Here is a 15362-nt window from a genome sequence, read left to right on the forward strand (position 1 = left end):
TTTGAACGTCACCAAACTCTCACTACTCAAAGAAAGAATTTGTTATCAATTTATAACTGTCATGTTACCTGCTTAAACCAGCAATACCATGCCCGTCTGCTATGCTTTTTTGTGGTATACCCCATGAATTTCTCAGAAGTGTGAATCAAAGCACTCAGCTAACACTTTACTTTTCAAGGAGTATTTCCTATGAACCAGTTAGACGGCATCAAACAATTCACCACCGTCGTTGCCGACAGTGGTGATATTGAGTCAATTCGCCATTATCACCCCCAGGATGCCACCACCAACCCTTCGCTGTTGCTGAAGGCCGCCGGGCTAGCCCAGTACGGTCATCTGGTTGACGACGCGGTTGTCTGGGGCAAACACCACGGGAAAACCCAGCGTGAACAGGTGTCTGAAGCCTGCGACAAACTGGCAGTCAATTTCGGTGCGGAAATTCTCAATAGCATCCCCGGTCGCGTGTCGACCGAAGTGGATGCGCGTCTCTCTTTCGATAAAGAAAAGAGCATGCAGAAAGCGCGCCATCTGGTAGACCTCTACCAACAACAAGGTGTCGAAAAATCCCGGATACTTATCAAACTGGCCTCAACCTGGGAAGGTATTCGCGCGGCAGAGCAACTTGAAAAAGAGGGGATCAACTGCAACCTGACGCTGCTGTTTTCGTTTGCTCAGGCGCGCGCCTGCGCCGAAGCGGGCGTATTTCTGATCTCGCCGTTTGTCGGTCGTATTTACGACTGGTATCAGGCGCGCAGCCCGATGGATCCCTACGTAGTCGATGAAGATCCGGGCGTGAAATCCGTACGTAACATCTACGACTACTTTAAGCAGCATCGCTATGAAACCATCGTCATGGGCGCCAGCTTCCGTCGCACCGAACAAATTCTGGCGCTGACCGGCTGCGATCGTCTGACTATCGCCCCTAACCTGCTAAAAGAGCTGCAAGATAAGGAGGAGCCGGTTGTTCGCAAACTGGTGCCTGCGTCACAAGCCCTTCCTCGCCCAGTGCCAATGACGGAAGCGGAATTCCGCTGGGAACACAATCAGGACGCGATGGCAGTAGAAAAATTATCGGACGGTATTCGTTTGTTCGCCGTTGACCAACGCAAACTGGAAGACCTGCTTGCTGCCAAACTGTAAACCTTGCCACGGAGTGATTTATGACCCGTAAAGATCTTGCTAATGCTGTTCGTGCGCTGAGTATGGATGCCGTGCAAAAAGCCAATTCCGGACATCCCGGTGCGCCAATGGGGATGGCCGATATTGCCGAAGTGCTGTGGAATGATTTTCTCCGCCACAATCCCGCTGACCCCGGCTGGCACGATCGCGACCGCTTTATTTTGTCCAACGGTCACGCGTCCATGCTGCTGTACAGCCTCCTGCATCTTTCCGGGTACGACTTACCGTTAGAAGAGTTAAAGAATTTCCGTCAGTTACACTCAAAAACACCGGGGCATCCGGAGATCGGCTATACGCCGGGTGTAGAAACCACGACGGGTCCGCTGGGTCAGGGCTTAGCCAATGCCGTCGGTATGGCGATCGCTGAACGTACGCTGGCGGCGCAGTTTAATCAGCCCGGTAATGAGATTGTCGATCACTTCACCTATGTGTTTATGGGCGACGGCTGCCTGATGGAAGGGATTTCCCACGAGGCGTGCTCGCTGGCGGGCACGTTGGGACTCGGTAAGTTGATCGGTTTTTACGATCACAATGGCATCTCCATTGATGGCGAAACCAAAGGGTGGTTTACCGATGACACGGCAAAACGCTTCGAGGCGTACCACTGGCATGTGGTGGAGGAGATCGACGGTCATGACCCGGAAGCGGTGAAAAAAGCGATTTTGCAAGCGCAGAGCGTGAAAGATAAACCGTCGCTGATTCTTTGCCGGACAGTGATTGGCTTTGGCTCGCCGAACAAAGCTGGCAAGGAAGAGGCACACGGCGCGCCGCTTGGTCAGGAAGAAGTGGCATTGTCTCGCCAGAAACTGGGCTGGCATCACCCGGCCTTTGAGATCCCTAAAGAGATTTATCATGCCTGGGATGCCCATGAAAAAGGCGAAAAAATGCAGCAAGCGTGGAAAGCGAAGTTCGCCGCCTATGCAAAAGCGCACCCCGATTTGGCGGCAGAGTTTACCCGTCGGATGAACGGCGACCTGCCCAAATCCTGGGAAAAGACTACCCAGAAATATATCGCCGAACTCCAGGCTAATCCGGCCAAAATCGCCACCCGTAAAGCGTCACAGAACACATTGAATGTCTATGGTCCACTGTTGCCGGAACTGCTCGGCGGCTCGGCCGATCTCGCCCCCAGCAACCTGACCATCTGGAAAGGCTCCACCTCACTGACAGAAGATCTGGCAGGAAATTATATTCACTACGGCGTACGGGAATTCGGCATGACCGCCATTGCCAATGGCATCGCCCATCACGGCGGATTTTTACCCTATACCGCCACCTTCCTGATGTTTGTGGAATACGCCCGCAACGCAGCCCGAATGGCGGCGCTAATGCAAGCCCGGCAAATCATGGTCTATACCCATGACTCTATCGGTCTGGGTGAAGACGGTCCGACGCACCAGGCGGTTGAGCAGTTAGCAAGCCTGCGACTGACGCCAAACTTCAGCACCTGGCGACCGTGCGATCAGGTCGAAGCGGCAGTCGGCTGGAAGCTGGCCGTTGAACGCCGTAACGGCCCGACGGCGCTGATCCTCTCTCGCCAGAATCTGGCTCAGATTGAGCGCACCCCCGAACAGGTCAAAGATATCTCTCGCGGCGGATATGTGCTGAAGGACAGCGGAGGAAAACCGGATGTTATCCTGATTGCGACCGGCTCCGAAATGGAGATAACGCTACAGGCCGCAGAAAAATTGACGGGAGAAGGCCGCAACGTACGCGTTGTTTCCCTCCCTTCAACGGATATTTTCGACGCGCAGGATGAAGCGTACCGGGAATCGGTTTTGCCCTCAAAAGTTAGCGCCCGGGTGGCTATCGAGGCGGGTATCGCCGACTACTGGTACAAATATGTCGGGCTGAAAGGGGCTATCGTCGGGATGACCGGTTACGGAGAATCTGCCCCGGCAGAGAAATTATTTCCGTTATTCGGTTTTACAGTCGAGAACATCGTCGCGAAGGCGCATCAGGTGTTGAGCCGGTAAACATGATTAGTTAAGACATTTGGGAAAGTCTGTCACTCTGGCGAAGGGTGACGTTCACCTTATGTCCACTGCTTCTCTGCAATCACCCTACCTGTGAACGTGCAAGGGAGGCTCACCGCCGCCTCCCTTGCAACCCTGGCTCCCGGCGGGAAAATCGTCGCTTCGCGATACATTCGCCTTTTGCCGTCTGCCTTTCGGGTCGGGGTCGAGCCTGCGTCCCGGCAGGCCGTCCCCTCCGCCCGCGTCCCTGCGGGCGGACCCGGTCAGCCGTCAACGTCTCATCGATTTTCAGCCGGACCGTGGTATCGCTTCAGCATTCTGACTTTCAGTGATTTCCGTTTAGCTGTTTAAACAACAACTCAGGTGGTCAGGTGTGGGAAGGGTCCGCAGGGATGCGGGTGACGCGTGACCTCATGGATTTTTACCGTCACGGTCAACGCGTGATCCACAGTGTGGGCCACGCGTCTGGCCCATGCCAGTTGTCGCAACTTGGCTCCTGGGCGTAGCGCACCAGACGAAAACGCTGGCCGTCAAAACGCCAGCGTGTCTGAATGCCACAATCGGTTAACCCCCGCCCTTTTGCCAGCGTCACCAGCTCACGCGATTTTTCATCAAAGGTGGCGTTCATCAGCTCCATATCGTTACTTTCCGCAGCGGAATTAAACGGCAGGCGTAGACGCAGCGCTCGGGAGGTCAGCGGTTTTTTGCGTGAAACAATCCACGCCAGATCAATGGTGTTATAAGCGCCGGCCTCACAGCCTATCATCATCAGCGTTTTGTCATCGGTCAGAGCGGTGACCCGCACCTCGCGACGCATCGGGTCCAGCGAACAGCGAAAACCATTCATTCGCCAGTTAGCGTACTCCAGCAGATCGTTGCGTTCTTCATCAGACAGGGGGGTCGGCGTTGGGTTAATCATAGCCACCCCTTTTAGCGCAGGCGCAGGTGGCACGCTGAGCGGCGGATCGTCGCCTTTTTCAATCCATGCCGTTTCACTGCCAACCCGTTTTTGCTGAGAATCGATAAACAGTAAGGCCGCCTTTAGTCCCTCAAGAGAAAGGATCTGCGGCCCTCCGCTCAGGGTAATCGCCCTGGATTCCTGAATGATCTGCAAAAATGACGTGATGGTCGCCGCATCGCCCGTCATCAGATGCCACGGCGAGATCTGCCAGTACTGAGCGTCCAGCGCCAGCGGCTTTCCTTCCAGCAATAAACGCGGCGCAATATCCGCTTCTGTTGTGTCGGGGGGCGTCAATCCGCCCAGATCGATGCGTAATACGGCATCCGTGCGTGCTCCGGCACTGCGACTCAGCGTCATGACCAGGCCATGATGTTCACCGCTGTTTCGCGCCACGCAGAAATTTTGATTATTACAGGTCACCTGCCAGTCGGAAAACGTCTGTTGCGCTGGCGCCGCCCACGTAAGTCGGGCCGCGATGACGCTGAGCAGGAAAATGATAATAACGCGATAGCGCATGGACGATACGAACCCCAGAAGTCAAACAGCTTACACAGTGAGTATCTTCGTTGGGGTCCCTATCTGGCTCAATCAGATTTATCGGATTACGTTAAGAAATGTAAATAATTATAACATTTATTAATCAGTCCATTAGATGTGAAGACTGCAAATAATTGAGTAATAACACAGTCTTACCGTCCCGTATTTCGCCAGATTTGATCATTTCCAGCGCCTGGGTAAAGGGCAACTCCAGTACGTCGATATCTTCATCTTCTACGCCCCCACCGGCATTGGCGCGCTGGCTATCGCTGTATTCAGCAATAAAGAAGTGAATAAGCTCCGTTACCCCACCCGGCGACATATACAGTTCAAACAGCTTCCTCACTTCCCCCACTTCATACCCGGTTTCTTCGATTGCTTCTTTACGGATGCAGGTTTCTGGTTCGTCGTTATCCAGCAAACCGGCACAGGTTTCAATCAATTGCCCCGTCTCATTGCCATTTACCCAGGTGGCAACACGAAACTGGCGGATCAGAACAACCGTTTTTTTCTCTGCGTTGTACAGCAGAATCGTCGCGCCGTTTCCACGATCGTACACCTCACGTTTGTGGCGGATGACGTCACCATTTTGGCGAGTCAGATCGTAGGTGATATTGCGCAGGATGAAGTAGTTATCAGAGAGGACTTTATCTTTGATGAGGGTAATTTTTTGCGACATACCGGCTCCACAGCGAGAAGTGAATCACCATACTACGCCGTGAAACCGGATTTGTCGTCAGCCCTACCTAGTGAGATTTGACTGATTTTATCCCCAACCAGTCAATCATCCCCTGCGCGGCATGCCGCCCTTCCGCCATTGCCGTGACCACCAGATCGGCGCCGCGTACCGCATCGCCTCCAGCGAAGATTTTCGGATTGGTCGTCTGATAACGGAAAGTGCTTTCAACGTTAGCCGCAATCCGCCCCCAGTCGTCAATTTTCACCCCGTGCGCTTCCAGCCACGGCATACCGTGAGGATGAAAACCAAACGCCATAATGACCGCGTCCGCCGGCATAACAAACTCGCTGCCTGCGACAGGCACCGGACGGCGTCGTCCTTGCGCATCGGGTTCGCCCAGTTGAGTACGCAGGAAGCGTACGCCGCTCACGCGTCCTTCAGCGTTGAGCACCAGATCAACCGGTTGCACGTTGAACTCGAAGTGTGCCCCTTCTTCCCTGGCGTTTTTCACCTCTTTCTTTGAGCCCGGCATGTTGGCTTCATCACGGCGATAAGCACAGGTGACCTGGCTTGCTCCGTGGCGCAACGCTGTACGCACACAATCCATTGCCGTGTCGCCGCCGCCCAACACCACGACATTCAGCCCTGCGGTATCAATAAAGGGTTCATCCGGCGACTCATCAATTCCCATCACGTTTTTCGTATTGGCGATCAGGAACGGCAGCGCGTCGTATACCCCCGGTGCATCTTCGTTCGGCAGATCGGCTTTCATGGAGCGGTAGGTTCCCACCCCCACAAATACGGCATCGAAATCGTTCAGCAGCGCTTCAAGAGTCACCTCTTTGCCCACTTCACAATTCAGCTCAAAATGGATCCCCATTGCGCTGAAGATTTCCCGACGGCGCGCCAGCAGCGATTTATCCAGCTTGAAAGCCGGAATGCCAAATGTCAGTAAGCCGCCGATCTCCGGATGGCGATCAAACACCGTCGCGCTCACGCCATGACGCGCCAGCACATCGGCACAGGCCAGGCCTGCCGGCCCCGCGCCGATGATGGCGACACGTTTGTCGACCTTCTGGACATCACTCAGGTCGGGGTGCCAACCTTTGCTTAACGCCCGGTCAGAAATGTAACGCTCAATGTTGCCGATCGTGACCGCTCCGTGCTCGTCACGAACGGTACACGCCCCTTCACACAATCTGTCCTGGGGGCAAACGCGCCCGGTAATTTCCGGCAGACAGTTAGTCTGGTGAGAGAGCTCCACCGCCGCGTCGATGTTTCCGGCTTTGACGAGTTCAATCCATTGCGGAATATGGTTGTGCAGTGGGCAGGTCCACTCACAGACACTGTGTTCGCCGCACTTCAAACAGCGCGACGCCTCACGCTCGGCCTGCACCGTACGAAACGGCAGATAAATCTCTTCAAAGGTGGTTTTTCGCGCCTCAATCGCCAACTTGTCCGGCTCGCCGCGCGGCGGCGTCGCCTGCATTTTTTCCACTTTGCTCATCACGTAAGGCGTCATCCCGGTGGCATCAGTATGCCAGGGTTGACTTTCCTGACGCGCCGTACGCAAACGGCGCGCTTTTGACAAGCTGGCGAGAGACGACTCCGTTACCAGCTGCAACGCATTGGCCGGGCAGTTTTCTACGCAGGCCGGGCCGCCTTCACGATCCTGACACAAATCGCATTTGTGCGCCGTGGCTTTGACCTGATCACGGGCGACCGGCGTCAGCACAATTTGCATGGTGCCGAACGGACAGGCGACCACGCAGGATTTGCAGCCGATGCATTTCTGCTGGTTCACCTGTACGCTGCTGTTGACGTGGCTTATCGCGCCGTTTGGACAGCTTCGGGCGCAGGGTGCATCTTCGCAGTGGTGGCAGGTCACCGCGCTGCGCTGATGCTGATGTTTAATAACCGTAATCCTGGGTTGATAATGTTGTTGGCTCAGTACATGTTGCTCTGCATTGTGGGCCATCACGCAGGCGACCTCACAGGCATGACAACCCAGGCACTGCTGGCTGTTAGCCATAATAAAACGATTCATGGCGACCTTCTGTTTTGGTTGTAAAAACCTTATTCTTTATAGGAACAATGTTATTAACCGACCCAGCAAAGGTCGGCAATGTCCATTTGCCCAGGATGCACAACTATTTATGCAGAACCTGTGGCAGATCAATTTATTTCATGGCAGGTGAAATTGCGTTTTAGTTAATCCAGGACATTCTCTATCATTTCACCACCTGCGCTTTACCCATTGCCTTTGTACAGAGGATTACGCGTGTGACGGTCAAACGCCCAGTCTCGGCCAGCCTGGCCCGGGCTTTTTTTTACATTGTTTTGCTGTCGATACTTTCTACTGGTGTCGCATTGCTGACGCTTGCCAGCAGTTTGCAGGATGCGGAAGCCATTAATATTTCTGGCTCACTGCGAATGCAAAGCTACCGGCTGGGCTACGACCTGCAAAGCCGCAGCTCCCAGTTGAATGCGCACCGCCAGTTGTTCCAGCAGACCCTGAACTCGCCGGTGCTGAAAAACCTGAATACCTGGTACGTTCCGGACGCAGTAAAAAGCGGCTACGGGCGGCTGCATGCAAACTGGCTGGAAATGGACGCACGGCTGGTTGACGGCGATTTGGCGTGGTATCAAAAAAACATCAACGCCTATGTCGATCAAATTGATCTGTACGTGCTGGAACTCCAGCGCTATGCCGAGAGAAAAATGATGCTGGTCGTCGCTATCTCGCTGGCAGGCGGGCTTGGGATTTTTACGTTGGTCTTTTTTACGCTACGGCGGATCCGCCAACAAGTTGTGCGACCGCTCAATCATCTGGTGATGGCGAGCCAGCGTATTGAGCGCGGGCAGTTTGATGCTCCGCCGCTGGATACCGGTTTACCTAACGAACTGGGATTGCTCGCAAAAACCTTTAACCAGATGTCGGGAGAACTGTATAAGCTTTATCGTTCGCTCGAGGCCTCTGTCGAAGAGAAAACCCACGATCTGCATGAGGCCAACCGTCAACTTGAAGTGCTTTATCAGTGTTCTCAGGCGCTGAACACCAGTCAGATCGACGTGCACTGTTTTCGCCATATTCTGAAGATCGTGCGGGAAAATGACGCCGCGTACTATCTGGAGTTGACCGTCGGCGACAACTGGCGCATCAGCGAAGGGACGCTAAGCGCCGATCTCCCGCTGCAAATCCTGCCTGTCACCATGCAGGAGACAGTCTACGGTGAGTTGCACTGGCAAAGCCCCAACGTCAATGCCTCCGCACCGCTGCTGAACAGCGTTTCAAGTATGCTGGGGCGCGGGTTGTACTTTAACCAGGCGCAGAAACACTTTCAGCAGTTGTTGTTGATGGAGGAGCGCGCGACCATCGCCCGCGAACTGCACGACTCGCTGGCGCAGATGCTTTCCTATTTACGCATTCAGCTCACCTTGTTAAAACGCTCAGTGGCGGAAGAGAACGCGGTAGCGCAAACGATCCTCTCCGATTTTTCTGTGGCGTTGAATGATGCCTGGCGCCAATTGCGTGAGTTGCTCACCACCTTCCGCCTGACGTTGCAGCAGGCCGATTTACCCTCGGCATTGCACGAAATGCTCAATACCCTGCAAAATCAAACCTCCGCTAAACTGTCTCTGGACTGTCGCTTACCCACGCTGGCGCTGGATGCGCAAATGCAGGTGCATTTGTTGCAGATTATCCGGGAGGCGGTCCTAAACGCGATTAAACATGCCGATGCCACCGAGATTGCCGTCAGTTGCGTCACCGCGCCGGACGGCAATCATACTGTCTACATTCGGGATAATGGCGTGGGGATCGGTGAACCGAACGAACCACCGGGACACTATGGCCTGAATATTATGCGTGAGCGTGCTGAAAGGCTCAGCGGTACCTTGCTTTTTTCTCAACCTTCCGGGGGCGGTACGCTGGTGAGTATCAGTTTCCGGTCATCAGAAACACAAGAGAGTCAACTGACGTAAAAATGGCAAAGCGTCAGAAAATCTGAACACAGACCAGACGCGTCAGGCACAAAACGTACGCTGTAACCAGGTATGATAATTTACATTATCTCCTTTTTTTCTCCACGTTTGCCTGACGCCCTGCCGCTACAGTAGTGCAGGTCATACTCATAACGATACGTAGAAACACGAGGTCCTCTTTTAATGGCGAATTTTTTCATCGATCGCCCCATTTTTGCCTGGGTGCTGGCAATACTGTTGTGCCTGACAGGAACCCTGGCCATCTTATCTTTGCCCGTTGAACAATACCCCGATCTGGCACCTCCGAACGTGCGAATCAACGCAAACTATCCGGGCGCTTCCGCACAAACGCTGGAAAATACTGTCACTCAGGTTATCGAACAAAATATGACAGGTCTCGATAATCTGATGTACATGTCATCGCAGAGCAGCGGAACAGGACAAGCATCGATCACGCTCAGCTTTATCGCCGGGACCGACCCGGATGAAGCAGTTCAGCAAGTCCAAAACCAGCTGCAATCGGCGATGCGTAAATTGCCGCAGGCGGTACAGGATCAAGGCGTTACCGTGCGAAAAACCGGGGATACCAACATCCTGACCATCGCCTTTGTGTCTACCGATGGATCGATGGATAAGCAGGATATCGCCGACTATGTCGCCAGTAATATTCAGGACCCGTTGAGCCGCGTAAACGGCGTGGGCGACATTGATGCTTACGGTTCGCAGTATTCAATGCGAATTTGGCTGGACCCCGCCAAACTGAATAGCGTTCAGATGACCGCTAAAGACGTGACTGACGCCATTGAGTCACAGAATGCGCAGATCGCCGTCGGGCAACTTGGCGGTACACCTTCGGTGGACAAACAAGCGCTGAACGCCACCATTAATGCGCAATCGCTGCTGCAAACGCCGGATCAATTCCGCGCTATTACGCTGCGCGTCAATCAGGACGGTTCCGAGGTTAAACTGGCGGATGTCGCCACCGTCGAAATGGGGGCGGAAAAATACGATTATATCAGCCGCTTTAACGGTAATCCGGCCTCTGGTCTCGGGGTAAAACTGGCCTCTGGCGCCAATGAAATGGCCACCGCCAGTCTGGTTCTTAACCGTCTGGATGAGCTGGCGCAGTACTTCCCGCATGGGCTGGAATACAAAGTGGCATATGAAACCACTTCCTTCGTTAAAGCATCTATTGAAGACGTGGTAAAAACGCTGCTGGAAGCCATCTTGCTGGTATTCCTCGTCATGTACCTGTTCCTGCAAAACTTCCGCGCTACGCTTATCCCAACCATTGCGGTACCCGTGGTTTTGATGGGTACCTTCTCGGTGCTCTACGCGTTTGGTTACAGTATCAATACGTTGACGATGTTCGCGATGGTGCTGGCGATTGGCCTGTTGGTTGATGACGCCATCGTGGTCGTGGAGAACGTTGAGCGAATAATGAGCGAGGAAGGGCTCTCGCCGCGCGAAGCCACACGCAAATCGATGGGGCAAATTCAGGGGGCGCTGGTCGGTATCGCGATGGTGCTTTCCGCTGTATTTGTACCGATGGCTTTCTTCGGCGGGACCACCGGGGCGATTTATCGACAGTTCTCTATCACCATTGTTGCCGCGATGGTGCTCTCCGTGCTGGTGGCGATGATCCTGACTCCTGCCCTGTGCGCCACATTGTTAAAACCCCTGCATAAAGGCGAACACCACGGGCAAAAAGGATTCTTCGGCTGGTTTAACCGTAGCTTTAACCGCAATACTGAACGTTACGAAAAAGGGGTCGCGAGAATTCTGCATCGCAGCCTGCGCTGGATAGTGATCTACGTGCTGCTGCTTGGCGGCATGGTGTTCCTGTTTTTGCGCCTGCCAACCTCATTTTTGCCGCTGGAAGATCGCGGCATGTTCACGACCTCCGTCCAGTTACCTAGCGGATCAACGCAGCAGCAGACCCTGAAAGTGGTGGAGGAAGTCGAGAAATATTTCTTTACCCATGAGAAAGACAACATCATGTCCGTCTTCTCAACGGTCGGCTCAGGACCGGGCGGAAACGGGCAGAACGTGGCTCGCATGTTTGTCCGTTTAAAAGACTGGGACGAACGAGACACCACGACCGGAACGTCGTTTGCCATTATTGAGCGTTCAACAAAAGCCTTTAGCAAGATTAAAGAAGCCCGGGTATTCGCCAGTAGTCCCCCTGCGATCAGCGGCCTTGGCAGTTCCGCTGGATTTGATATGGAACTTCAGGATCACGCCGGTGCCGGGCATGACGCATTAATGGCCGCCCGCGACCAACTGATTGAACTCGCCGGGAAAGACCCTCTGTTGACCCGTGTCCGCCACAATGGCCTGGACGACAGCCCGCAGTTGCAAATTGATATTGACCAACGCAAAGCGCAGGCGCTTGGCGTCTCTATCGACGATATCAACGATACGTTGCAAACGGCCTGGGGGTCGAGCTACGTCAACGACTTTATGGACCGGGGGCGTGTGAAGAAAGTGTATGTACAGGCGGCGGCAAAATACCGCATGCTGCCTGGCGATATCAATCTCTGGTACGTGCGCAATAAAGAGGGCGGAATGGTGCCTTTCTCCGCTTTTGCAACCTCACGCTGGGAGACGGGTTCACCGCGTCTGGAGCGCTACAACGGTTACTCTGCGGTAGAGATTGTGGGGGAAGCCGCCCCTGGCGTCAGCACCGGCACCGCGATGGATATTATGGAGTCGCTGGTACACCAACTGCCAACAGGCTTTGGTCTGGAATGGACCGCAATGTCATACCAGGAACGCCTCTCTGGCGCACAAGCGCCAGCGCTGTACGCCATCTCGTTATTGGTGGTATTCCTGTGTCTGGCGGCGCTATATGAAAGCTGGTCGGTGCCGTTCTCGGTGATGCTTGTGGTACCGCTGGGGGTTATCGGCGCCCTGCTCGCTACGTGGATGCGCGGTCTGGAAAACGACGTCTATTTCCAGGTGGGGTTACTCACGGTCATTGGTCTCTCGGCGAAAAACGCCATTCTGATTGTCGAGTTCGCTAACGAGATGAATGAGAAAGGACACGATCTGCTGGAGGCCACACTGCATGCCTGTCGCCAGCGCTTACGACCGATTCTGATGACCTCGCTGGCGTTTATCTTCGGGGTGTTGCCGATGGCGATTAGCAATGGCGCAGGTTCCGGCGGTCAGCACGCGGTGGGAACCGGTGTGATGGGCGGCATGATCTCTGCCACGATTCTGGCTATCTACTTCGTACCGTTGTTCTTTGTTCTGGTGCGTCGGCGTTTTCCGCTAAAACCACGACCAGAATAATCCCGCCATAAAAAAGGCGACCTGCCAACGGGTCGCCTTTTCTGTGTGAAACCTTCACATTGTGATTATTTCACTGCTTATTTCTTCCTGAAAACTATTTACGAAGCATCACTTCGATAAAGTCTTTCCAGTTCCCCAGTTCACGTTCAATCATAACAACCTCTCTTATTATTATGGGTATTCTACGGAAACATTATCTTCAGGTGAAGACAATTTAACCGATTGGTGCGATAACATTATCCGAAAAATGAAGCTGTATCATCACTATGGTTCCATAACCATAAACTTTATGTGACCAAGTGCAATATTTCGCAACAATCATACATCTTCTACGACTTTCTCGATTTTGATGTAAAAACAGTCAATTGCAACAAATGACAATCTTAATTATCACCCCTGCAAAATATTAAATAACATTCATGTATTATTATTCACAATAAACTCAATAGTGTTATATTTTACGTTCAGCATTACCTGATAAATAACAGCGATGATGACTATTCCGTGTGGTCATGCACTGCGACAATATTGCTTAATTATTCGAAATTCGCGTAAAAGGATTCAAAAATGGTTACCGTCTTCGGCATCAAAAACTGTGACACCATCAAAAAAGCACGGCGCTGGCTGGAGGCGCATGGCATTGACTACCGTTTCCACGATTACCGTGCAGACGGTTTAGAGAGTGAATTATTGAATACCTTTATTGCTGAATTAGGTTGGGAAGCATTGCTGAATACGCGCGGCACCACCTGGCGCAAACTTGATGAAGCGACGCGCAACAGCATTACCGATGCCAGCGCCGCCGCAGCATTGATGACAGAAACGCCAGCAATTATAAAACGACCATTGCTCTGGACGCCCGGTAAGCCTATGCTGCTTGGCTTTAGCGAATCCAGTTATACTCAATGGTTTTCGAGTTGCGGGAAAGCGACAAGCGAATGAATACCCGGAAGCTGACTCAAGTCAGTAACTGGAGTGAGTGAACGCCGTCGCAGCGCATGCAACTTGAAAGGCGACGAGTATCAGCCGTTTTTTAATGAGGTGTAGTCTATGTCGTGCCCGGTTATTGAGCTGACACAGCAGCTTATTCGCCGCCCTTCCCTGAGCCCGGATGATGCGGGATGTCAGGCGTTAATGATTGAACGCCTGCGCGCTATCGGTTTTACCGTCGAGCGTATGGATTTTGGTGACACACAGAATTTCTGGGCATGGCGCGGGCAAGGTGAAACCCTGGCCTTTGCCGGCCACACCGACGTGGTACCGGTCGGAGATGTCGATCGGTGGATTAACCCGCCTTTCGAGCCAACGATCCGTGACGGTATGCTGTTCGGACGCGGCGCGGCAGACATGAAAGGTTCACTGGCAGCCATGGTTGTGGCGGCAGAGCGCTTCGTAGCTCAGCACCCCAATCATCGCGGACGTCTGGCGTTTCTGATAACCTCCGATGAAGAAGCCAGCGCGCAAAACGGCACCGTTAAAGTGGTTGAAGCGCTGATGGCGCGCCGCGAAAGACTCGATTATTGTCTGGTGGGCGAACCCTCCAGTACTGAAATCGTCGGTGACGTGGTGAAAAATGGTCGTCGTGGTTCACTGACCTGTAATCTCACGATCCACGGCGTCCAGGGCCACGTGGCTTACCCGCATCTGGCGGATAACCCCGTTCACCGCGCAGCGCCCATGCTGAATGAACTGGTGGGGATTGAGTGGGATCAGGGTAATGAATTCTTCCCTGCCACCAGCATGCAGATAGCCAACATCCAGGCGGGCACCGGCAGTAATAACGTGATCCCGGGCGAACTGTTTGTTCAGTTCAATTTCCGTTTTAGCACGGAACTGAACGACGAGATGATCAAGTCCCGCGTGCTGGCACTGCTCGACAAACATCAGTTGCGCTACACCGTCGATTGGTGGCTTTCCGGTCAGCCTTTCCTGACGGCACGCGGCAAACTGGTGGATGCGGTAGTGAATGCCATTGAGCACTATAATGAGATCAAACCCCAACTGCTCACGACAGGTGGCACATCCGACGGGCGGTTTATTGCACGCATGGGAGCGCAAGTGGTGGAACTGGGGCCGGTCAACGCCACCATTCATAAAATTAATGAATGTGTGAATGCGGCCGATTTGCAACTACTTGCCCGTATGTATCAACGTATCATGGAGCAACTCGTCGCCTGATGAGTGTTCCCGTAAGAGGAAATAAGCATGGACTGGCTGGAAAAATATTGGTGGATTCTGGTACTGGTTTTTCTGGTAGGCGTACTATTGAACGTGATCAAAGATCTCAAGCGCGTCGACCATAAAAAATTCCTCGCCAATAAGCCGGAGCTTCCCCCACATCGTGACTTCAACGACAAGTGGGACGATGACGACGATTGGCCGAAGAAAGATCAACCGAAGAAGTAACCCCCATAACAGCGCTATAAGGCGCTGTTATTTCTACATCAACGCTTTACTCCCCGCGCAGGTCACTGGTACGTCATACCAGCAACACAATGGATAATCAGTAAAATATCTCATATACACACATAAAATATGATTGTGGTATTTCCTGTGGTCGGTATGTCAGAAGTTCACAGACAGAAAGCAGGATGATTTTCGCTCAATAAGATTATAAAACCAACAAATATAATCGATCGTTACGAATTATAAATTGCGAGGAAAATAAGCATAATCTCAACTAAAAATTAATTTCAGCCAGAATAACTGAGGCTGAGACAGACAAATATATCATATATCTGATACTAAT

General features: G+C 53.0%; 11 protein-coding genes. 7 read left to right on the forward strand and 4 right to left on the reverse strand.

Going from position 1 to position 15362, the window contains the following annotated elements; genetic code table 11:
* Window positions 1-189: 189 nt before the first annotated feature.
* Both tal and tkt read left to right on the forward strand, forming a co-directional pair.
* Entirely contained in the window at window positions 190-1140 is a 951-nt protein-coding gene (gene tal / locus NNO04_RS13710) for a transaldolase (protein WP_271445134.1), read from the forward strand.
* A gap of 20 nt (window positions 1141-1160) precedes the next feature.
* Window positions 1161-3155, forward strand: coding sequence for a transketolase (gene tkt, locus NNO04_RS13715; RefSeq protein ID WP_271445135.1), 1995 nt, complete (start codon window positions 1161-1163; stop codon window positions 3153-3155).
* A 433-nt stretch (window positions 3156-3588) separates the two neighbouring features.
* On the opposite strand, the gene NNO04_RS13720 is transcribed toward tkt, so the two are convergent.
* The 3 genes from NNO04_RS13720 to aegA form a co-directional block, all read right to left on the reverse strand.
* Window positions 3589-4632, reverse strand: a complete 1044-nt coding sequence (locus NNO04_RS13720; protein ID WP_271445136.1) for a DUF1176 domain-containing protein — start codon at window positions 4630-4632, stop codon at window positions 3589-3591.
* Between the two features lie 124 nt (window positions 4633-4756).
* Window positions 4757-5332: a GDP-mannose pyrophosphatase NudK gene (gene nudK, locus NNO04_RS13725; RefSeq protein ID WP_203360466.1), complete on the reverse strand. Its 576-nt coding sequence runs from the start codon at window positions 5330-5332 to the stop codon at window positions 4757-4759.
* 67 nt (window positions 5333-5399) lie between these two features.
* Entirely contained in the window at window positions 5400-7379 is a 1980-nt protein-coding gene (gene aegA / locus NNO04_RS13730; RefSeq protein WP_271445137.1) for a formate-dependent uric acid utilization protein AegA, read from the reverse strand.
* A 236-nt stretch (window positions 7380-7615) separates the two neighbouring features.
* Here aegA and narQ point away from each other — a divergent pair, with 236 nt between their 5' ends.
* Both narQ and acrD read left to right on the forward strand, forming a co-directional pair.
* Window positions 7616-9316 (forward strand): nitrate/nitrite two-component system sensor histidine kinase NarQ, encoded by a 1701-nt coding sequence (gene narQ / locus NNO04_RS13735; RefSeq protein WP_271445138.1) that lies wholly within the window; start codon window positions 7616-7618, stop codon window positions 9314-9316.
* A gap of 183 nt (window positions 9317-9499) precedes the next feature.
* Complete coding sequence (gene acrD, locus NNO04_RS13740; protein ID WP_271445139.1) at window positions 9500-12613, forward strand: multidrug efflux RND transporter permease AcrD; 3114 nt, start codon at window positions 9500-9502, stop codon at window positions 12611-12613.
* A 94-nt stretch (window positions 12614-12707) separates the two neighbouring features.
* Here acrD and ypfM read toward each other — a convergent pair whose 3' ends face one another.
* Window positions 12708-12767, reverse strand: a complete 60-nt coding sequence (ypfM, locus tag NNO04_RS13745) for a protein YpfM (RefSeq protein ID WP_001386977.1) — start codon at window positions 12765-12767, stop codon at window positions 12708-12710.
* Between the two features lie 413 nt (window positions 12768-13180).
* Between ypfM and NNO04_RS13750 the strand changes: the two genes are divergently transcribed.
* The 3 genes from NNO04_RS13750 to NNO04_RS13760 all read left to right on the forward strand — a co-directional run bounded on the left by NNO04_RS13750 (window position 13181) and on the right by NNO04_RS13760 (window position 15019).
* On the forward strand, window positions 13181-13555 hold the full coding sequence (locus NNO04_RS13750) for an ArsC family reductase (protein WP_271445140.1): 375 nt from the start codon (window positions 13181-13183) through the stop codon (window positions 13553-13555).
* Window positions 13556-13663: 108 nt separating this feature from the next.
* Window positions 13664-14791, forward strand: a complete 1128-nt coding sequence (gene dapE / locus NNO04_RS13755) for a succinyl-diaminopimelate desuccinylase (RefSeq protein WP_271445141.1) — start codon at window positions 13664-13666, stop codon at window positions 14789-14791.
* Window positions 14792-14818: 27 nt separating this feature from the next.
* Complete coding sequence (locus NNO04_RS13760; protein ID WP_271445142.1) at window positions 14819-15019, forward strand: YpfN family protein; 201 nt, start codon at window positions 14819-14821, stop codon at window positions 15017-15019.
* Window positions 15020-15362 lie beyond the last annotated feature (343 nt).

The organism is Citrobacter sp. Awk 4 (assembly GCF_028069725.1).
Classification (GTDB): domain Bacteria; phylum Pseudomonadota; class Gammaproteobacteria; order Enterobacterales; family Enterobacteriaceae; genus Citrobacter_D.

Bases quoted from the DNA above. Each gene is read 5' to 3' on its own strand.
- tal (WP_271445134.1), top strand. From the start codon at position 190: ATGAACCAGTTAGACGGCATCAAACAATTCACCACCGTCGTTGCCGAC.
- tkt (WP_271445135.1), top strand. From the start codon at position 1,161: ATGACCCGTAAAGATCTTGCTAATGCTGTTCGTGCGCTGAGTATGGAT.
- NNO04_RS13720 (WP_271445136.1), bottom strand. From the start codon at position 4,632: ATGCGCTATCGCGTTATTATCATTTTCCTGCTCAGCGTCATCGCGGCC.
- nudK (WP_203360466.1), bottom strand. From the start codon at position 5,332: ATGTCGCAAAAAATTACCCTCATCAAAGATAAAGTCCTCTCTGATAAC.
- aegA (WP_271445137.1), bottom strand. From the start codon at position 7,379: ATGAATCGTTTTATTATGGCTAACAGCCAGCAGTGCCTGGGTTGTCAT.
- acrD (WP_271445139.1), top strand. From the start codon at position 9,500: ATGGCGAATTTTTTCATCGATCGCCCCATTTTTGCCTGGGTGCTGGCA.
- NNO04_RS13750 (WP_271445140.1), top strand. From the start codon at position 13,181: ATGGTTACCGTCTTCGGCATCAAAAACTGTGACACCATCAAAAAAGCA.
- dapE (WP_271445141.1), top strand. From the start codon at position 13,664: ATGTCGTGCCCGGTTATTGAGCTGACACAGCAGCTTATTCGCCGCCCT.
- NNO04_RS13760 (WP_271445142.1), top strand. From the start codon at position 14,819: ATGGACTGGCTGGAAAAATATTGGTGGATTCTGGTACTGGTTTTTCTG.